The organism is Rheinheimera pleomorphica, assembly GCF_011634895.1.
Lineage (GTDB): Bacteria > Pseudomonadota > Gammaproteobacteria > Enterobacterales > Alteromonadaceae > Alishewanella > Alishewanella pleomorphica.
Window position 1 is genome coordinate 132,217 of sequence record NZ_SIRR01000006.1, and the last position, 7,140, is coordinate 139,356.

Consider the following 7,140-nt stretch of genomic DNA (forward strand, 5'->3'; position numbering starts at 1 on the left):
TTAAGCTCAATAAAATCCCCCGGCAAACCGGGGGATTTGTGTAAAAGAGGCAGTGCAGCTGCCGGGGGCTTAGTTAGCGTCTGTCGCGGCCATCTGGTAATCCGCCAGCAAGTCTTCAAAGTTCTCAATGGTCCAGTTGCGTTTTCTGGCCTCTTCTACGGCCTGGCGTAACATGGACTCACCACGGCCTTGCTGCCCCAGCTCTATAAAGGCAACTCCCAAAGTTGACAACAGATTCGGATTGTTCGCGTCGATAGTGCGGCCTTGTTCTGCCAGCCGGATGGCTTTTTGCGGGTCGCGAAGTGTCGGATCATCTGACATCGCCAGCAGAGAGGCATATTCGGTAATTGCCGGCATATATTCTTGCAGCGCCGCCACTTCCAGATAACCTGCGGCTTTACGCGGGTCATAGTTTACATTGTTGCTGTCAAGCAGTTCCTGTGCCAGCAAGTAAGCCGCTTTGGCATCACCGCTATCAGCAGAGATAGCCAGCCAGTTGACGGCTTTGCTCTGGTCCCGATCACAACCATTGCCTGTTACCAGGCACTGGGCTAAACGATACTGTGCCTGAGGGTAGCCGTTTATCGCCGCTTGCAAATACCAGTGCAGGGCGTCTGGTGCCGATACAATACGGCTTTCAGCCAATACTGCGTACAAATATTGATACTTGGCCGATTCTGCCTTGGCGGCGTCGAGTATGGCGTCCAGATATTCCTGATTATCACGGTCGAACTTACGTGACTTAGTGCTGGCTGCCGTTTTAACCTGAAAGGTATGTGACTGCATTTCTAACCGCATCGGGTCGCCGTATAAATCTTTCGGGGGCTCAAAGCGCCAATTTTGCACCGCCTCTAGTACGTACTCAGTAATGGCATCCACTGGAAAAGACGCCACTACTTTGGCATTTTCCGTTTTGCCATCTTCTGTAATGTCGTAATGTACTACCGCCCAGGCAGATACGCCGGCGCGTTCAAAATAAGACGGATAAGACGGCTCTATTTTATTAATTGGTTTTGCCCTGACATCAGTGGCGACATAGCGGTTGGCTGTAGGGTATAAGTTGCCCTGCAGTGCGGCTTTACCAAACTGGTTATTCAGGCTGTTAAACACTTCTTTGCCTTCGAGCCTGGAACTTACCTTAGTACGCAACTGGCGATACTGTTTATCCGCCAGCGGATGATTCCGCTCGCGCGCTATCAAGGTCCAGGCGTAGGCCAGATTCATATCTGGGTCAACACCCAAGCCCTCAGCGTACATGCGGGACAATAAAAACTGCGCCTCGAGATGACCAAGTTCAGCCAGAGTTTCCAGCTGCGGCTTGGCCAGGGCATATTCCTGTTGCTCGAATAGGGCTTTTGCTGTGGGAAAATCTGCTTTGGCCTGCCAGCAAAAAGCCAGCAGTAGCAACATCACACTGTATTGAAGCCGAACCATAAAAAACTCCACAGATGCTATTTATTTAATTATTATGCAATTGAGTTTACAACGATTTATCAGGCAAAACAAAGATAAATAAAATAGTACCTTTTTTATAATTTTGATATTTAATATCAATTGGTTACAGTTAAAATAGGCGGTTAAGGCCATTTAATGCCGCGACCCGGTAAGCTTCAGCCATCGTTGGATAATTAAATGTCGTATGGACAAAATACTCCAGCGTATTACCGCCATTTTTTTGCATCATAATGGCCTGGCCAATGTGAACAATTTCGGCAGCCCGCTCGCCAAAGCAGTGTATACCGAGAATTTCCAGGGTGTCGCGATGAAACAGCAGCTTTAAACTGCCAACATTGGTATTGGCTATCTGTGCCCGGGCCAGGTGTTTAAATTGCGCCCGCCCTACCTCATAAGGAATTTTAGCCGCCGTCAGTTCTTGCTCTGTTTTCCCCACTGAGCTCATCTCCGGAATGGTGTAGATGCCGGCCGGAATATCCGCAATCAAATGCCCATCCAGGTTGCCTTTTACTATGGCTTCGCCGGCCAGGCGACCCTGATCATAGGCGGCGCTGGCTAAACTTGGGTAGCCAATCACATCACCAACCGCATAAATGTTATCGATACCGGTTTGATACTGCTTATTCACCTTAAGCAAGCCTCTGCTATCTGCTTCGAGGCCAATGGCTGCCAGATTTAACATGTCGGTGTTGCCGGTGCGGCCATTGGCAAACAAGAAACAATCGGCTTTCATTTTTTTGCCGGACTTTAAATGCAGTACCACCCCATCATTTGTGCCTTCGATGCGGTCAAACTCTTCACCGTGGCGAATCGTCATGCCGGAGTTCCAGAAGTGATAACTTAATGAATCAGAAATTTCAGCGTCCATAAATGACAGTAAACGATCACGGGTATTGACCAGATCCACCCGTACCCCCAAGCCACGGAATATAGACGCATACTCGCAGCCAATCACGCCGGCGCCATAAATAATAATGTGCTTGGGATCATGTTGCAGCGATAGAATAGTGTCCGAGTCATAGATCCGGCTGTGATTAAAATCGACCTCTGCCGGACGGTAGGGTCTTGAGCCGCTGGCAATAACGATGGTTTTGGCACTGAGCTCAAAACTGCTGCCATCCTCACTACGGATACTCAAACGATGCTTATCGATAAAGCGGGCTTCGCCCTGGTACATTTTTACCTGATTGCGGTCGTAAAAGCCGCTTCGTAGCCGGACTTGCTTGCGGATCACGCCGGCTGCGTGTTTCAGGATCTGTGAAAATGTCAGCTTCGTATGCTGCTCATCCAGCTGGAACAGTGGGTTTTCATTAAATTCAATTAACCGGCTAACGGAATGACGCAGTGCTTTTGATGGTATGGTGCCCCAGTGCGTGCAGCCGCCGCCAACGGATTGGTAGCGCTCTACTGCGGCAACTTTTAAGCCGCTCTTAGCCAGGTACATAGCGGCGCCTTCACCACCAGGGCCGGTCCCAATGACAATGGCATCAAAATCAAAACGGACTGTTTTTGTTGCGGCTTTTTTCGTCGTCACGCGGCTTATCTCACTTAACTGGTCAATATTAACCTGAGCATATCAGGTATCAGGCACAAAAAAAGAGACCGAAGTCTCTTTTTTCTGTCAGCTAAACGCTGTAACCAGTCTTTGCCAGTGCTGTTGTTGCTGCTGTAAATGTTGTTTAAACTCGACATAACGTTGTCTAAAGTCTACTGCCTGATATTGCGCGACCAGCTGCTCTTTACGTTGCAGTAACAGTTGCTTTTTCAGCTGATAATAATCCTGCATTCTGGCCAGTAGTAATTCGTACTCTTGTTCCAGCAACTGCAATAACTGCTCGGCATTAGGCCGTTGCTTAACGTTGGCAATAGCGCGCTGCAACTGCATCTTAACTTTTGCCTGCGCAATACGTTCTTCCGGCACGACACGCAGGTTACGGGTTAACCCCAGCCAGGACGCCGTTTTGATAAACCATTTGGTCGGGTCAAACTGATACCACTTAATGCCATTACGGTAATCTGATTCAAAGATATGGTGAAAGTTGTGATAACCCTCACCATAGGTTAAAAACGCCAACACACCATTATCGCGGGCTGAGTTTTGATCCGTGTAAGGCTGCTTACCCCAAATATGCGCCAGTGAATTAATAAAGAATGTAAAGTGATGGCTGAGTACCAGGCGTAATACGCCAGCTGAAAGTAACATGCCCAGAACATTACCGCTGATAATGCCCAGTAACAGTGGTATGCCAAAATTTGTTGCTATCGTCAGCCATAAATAGTTACGGTGTTGCCACATGACGATAGGATTTTTTTGTAAATCGCGGCAGTTGTTATAGTCCGGCTTCTCTACGCCGGGATAATCGCGCAGCATCCAGCCAATATGGCTATACCAAAAGCCGCGGCCAGCAGAGTAGGGATCTTTATCATTATTATCGACATGACGGTGATGCACGCGATGATCAGCAGACCAATGCAAGGCGCTGTTTTGCAGAGCAAAGGCGCCGCCAATGGCGAAAACCCACTGTAAAAACGGATGGGCCTCATAGGTTTTGTGTGCCCACAAGCGGTGATAACCGGCGGTAATTGACATACCGCAGTAGCCAAGGCAAATAACAGTAGCCACAATTTCAGACCAGCCAAAGCCAACGCTTAAGGCATACCAGGGTACGCCGACAGCAGCAACCAAAGTGGTGATAGAGAACAGCAGGACGTTAGTCCAGATTATCGGTGCTTGTTTCATAAAATGCCGTTTAGCTTACAACTGTTCGCTCATTCTACTGGTCACAAACGGCTGGTCAAGGTATAAAATAGCGCTTTTCGCTGAGCAGAGAAATTTCCGTGTCCAGAGCAGAACAAAAAGAGCGTACCCGGCGCGCCATTATCAATGCCGCTTTTTCGCAGTTAAGCGCAGATAAAAGTTTTGCCAGCTTAAGCTTGCGTGAAGTAGCGCGGGAAGCGGGCATAGCGCCAACCTCATTTTACCGCCACTTTGCTGATATGGATGAGCTGGGCCTGACACTGGTAGATGAAGCTGGCCTAATGCTGCGGCAATTAATGCGCCAGGCGCGGCAACGTATAGAGAAAAACGGTAGTGTGATCCGCACCTCTATCGAGACCTTTATGGAGTTTGTTACCGGTAACAGCAATGTGTTTCGCTTATTGTTGCGTGAACGTTCTGGCACGTCTGCGGCCTTTAGAAGTGCCGTAGCGCGCGAGATCCAACATTTTGTTGCTGAGCTTGCTGAGTATCTGCGTAAAGAAACCACCTGCCCGGATGAATTGGCCCGGGCGCAGGCTGAAGCCATGGTTACCTTGGTGTTTCATACCGGGGCTGACGCCTTAGATGCGCCGCCGGAGCAATATGCTTATCTAACCAGCCGTACTATTACCCAACTGCGCTGGCTGGCACATGGTGCCGCCAGCTATGGTCGTAAGCCTAAAGAGTAAGTGGCTTAGCTTGGGCGTTTGCGTAACCAGACGCCGGTTTCAATATGATGGGTATAAGGAAACTGATCAAACACCGCCAGTTGCTTAATGTCATGTGTTTGGGTCAGATGCTGCAGGTTGTCAGCGAGTGTCTGGGGGTTGCAGGAAATGTAAATGATATCGTTGAAACGGCTGACCAACTGCACGGTGCCTGCATCCAGCCCTGCACGCGGTGGGTCAACCAGCACAGTGTTAAGCTGCATACCGGTTAAATCGAGTTGTTTTAGCGCGTTGCCCTGTGCTAACGCTGCTGATACATCTTCTGCAGACATTTGCAGAACCTGCAAATTTTTCACCTGATTCAGCGCTATGTTGTACTGGGCCGACTTAATGGACGTGCGTGAGATCTCGGTGGCAACCACCTGGGCAAAGCACGGCGCAAGTGCGATGGAAAAGTTTCCGTTGCCACAATACAGTTCCAGCAGATCGCCATCTAAGCCGCTGGCGATCGCTTTCGCCCAAGTCAGCATTTGGCGGTTAACGTCGCCGTTAGGCTGAGTAAAGCTGCCTTCTATCTGTTGATACTGTAATGTTCTGCCGTCCAGTTCAAATTGCTCGGTGACATAATCATTGCTTACCATCAGTTTTTGTTTGCGTGAGCGGCCGATAAATTTAACCTTATAATCTGCTGCCAGCAGTTCGGTAAGTTGCCTGGCCTGTTCTAACCAGCTGTTGCCTAGCGGGCGCTTATAAATAAGAGAGACCAGCAGTTCACCCGACAAGGTGGCCAGATAGTCAACCTGATAGAGTTTGTAACGCAGTTCATGATTGAACTGAATATGTTTAAGCAACACCGGCATAAAGTCAGCAATAGTGCGACAAGCCACCGGGAAATGGTCAATGCGCACTTTGTCACGGCTTGCGGGGTCAAACATCGCATGGTAAATATCATCACCATTGTGCCAAATCCGGAACTCAGCACGCAAACGGTAGTGAGAAGGTTCAGAACGAAAGATCTCTGCTGACGGGGCATTAAAATCTGCCAGCAGTTGCTGTACGGCAGCTACCTTATCTTCAAGTTGCTGGGAATACTGCTCGGGGAAAACCTGACCTACGCTCATTTATCGCTCTACATAACCAAAACCGCTATTTTAAGGCACAGAACAGTTTGAGCCAACCTCGAATATCCATTGGCTGATTTTTCGCATTAAAAAAGGGAAGCCGCTGCTTCCCCTATCGCTATATTACTCAGCTTTACTCTTCGGCGTCGTCGTTATCCTGCCGCTCTTTCGCTTCGCGCACTTTTAACGTTCGCTCCTGAAAGTTAAAGTCGTTTAGTTTTTGAATCATTTTGCTGCCATCTTTTGCGGCAACCTCAACAAAACCAAAGCCACGGCGGCGACCGGTCTGGCGATCTTTCATCAGTCGTACGTTAACAACGATACCGAAGCGCTGGAACAACTCTTTTACCGCATCTTCGTTAGCGCGATAAGGCAGGTTGCCAACATATAAAGTAGTGGTTTCACCTTTATAGTCAGTTGACGCTGATGCAGCAGTGGTAATGGTTTCTGTTGCAGCGCCTTTTACATCCATTAATACAGGAACCAGAATGCCTGATAGTAAAACACCTATTACCACGAAAAGTTCCTGAGCCAATGCTAAGTCAGGTACAAAGGTAAAACCAAGATAAGCTAACACGGCCAGCGCCAGTGTATAGGGCAAAGAAGCACGTAAAGTGGGTAACATAATAATATCCTAAGCACTTATTCTATTTATCGGAATGCTTTAACAACATAAAGCAGCCTTATCTTAGCGGTTAGGCAATAAACCGCAACCACTAACAGCGGCATCTTTTCGCGCTTTATGCCGTTAAAATATGCAAAAAGCTGAATTAGTAAGCAAACAACACGCAAAACCGTATTTTTATTAGTTTGCTACTTGCAGCTATTAAAAAACGCCCTATAATGCGCGCCATGCCACGGGGCGCTGCACTTAGCAGGCTTCGGGTGAGATAAGACGGTTCGCAAAAATCTTTTAAAAAGACGCTTGACAGACTCTCTTAAATCACTAAAATGGCGCCCTCGCTTCACGGTGGTAGTTAACGCGGTGAAATGAGGTGAAAAGTCTGGTGTGACGATGTGTTTTTAAATAAGAATCATCGTCACGCTTGACTTAAAATCTGGGAAGTGTAACATACGCCTCCCGCTTCTTAAGCGAAGCACGCTCTTTAACAATTCGCAATCAATCATCTGTGTGGGC

General features: G+C 48.3%; 6 protein-coding genes. 1 reads left to right on the plus strand and 5 read right to left on the minus strand.

All coding sequences use genetic code 11. The features are described from left to right. Positions 1 to 69: 69 nt before the first annotated feature. The 3 genes from EYB30_RS07025 to EYB30_RS07035 form a co-directional block, all read right to left on the minus strand. Entirely contained in the window at positions 70 to 1,434 is a 1,365-nt protein-coding gene (locus tag EYB30_RS07025) for a TonB family protein (protein WP_166838210.1), read from the minus strand. 130 nt (positions 1,435 to 1,564) lie between these two features. Next, positions 1,565 to 2,989 carry a Si-specific NAD(P)(+) transhydrogenase gene (sthA, locus tag EYB30_RS07030; RefSeq protein ID WP_166838211.1) on the minus strand — a complete coding sequence of 475 codons (1,425 nt, stop codon included), beginning with the start codon at positions 2,987 to 2,989 and terminating at the stop codon, positions 1,565 to 1,567. Between the two features lie 87 nt (positions 2,990 to 3,076). After that, on the minus strand, positions 3,077 to 4,195 hold the full coding sequence (locus EYB30_RS07035) for an acyl-CoA desaturase (RefSeq protein ID WP_166838212.1): 1,119 nt from the start codon (positions 4,193 to 4,195) through the stop codon (positions 3,077 to 3,079). Positions 4,196 to 4,293: 98 nt separating this feature from the next. On the opposite strand from EYB30_RS07035, the gene fabR reads away from it, so the two are divergent. Beyond that, entirely contained in the window at positions 4,294 to 4,902 is a 609-nt protein-coding gene (gene fabR / locus EYB30_RS07040; RefSeq protein ID WP_166838213.1) for an HTH-type transcriptional repressor FabR, read from the plus strand. A 5-nt stretch (positions 4,903 to 4,907) separates the two neighbouring features. Here fabR and trmA read toward each other — a convergent pair whose 3' ends face one another. After that, a complete protein-coding gene (gene trmA, locus EYB30_RS07045; protein ID WP_166838214.1) occupies positions 4,908 to 6,002 on the minus strand; it encodes a tRNA (uridine(54)-C5)-methyltransferase TrmA in 1,095 nt (364 codons plus the stop codon). Positions 6,003 to 6,135: 133 nt separating this feature from the next. Next, positions 6,136 to 6,627 carry an RNA recognition motif domain-containing protein gene (locus EYB30_RS07050; protein WP_166838215.1) on the minus strand — a complete coding sequence of 164 codons (492 nt, stop codon included), beginning with the start codon at positions 6,625 to 6,627 and terminating at the stop codon, positions 6,136 to 6,138. Positions 6,628 to 7,140: the final 513 nt, after the last annotated feature.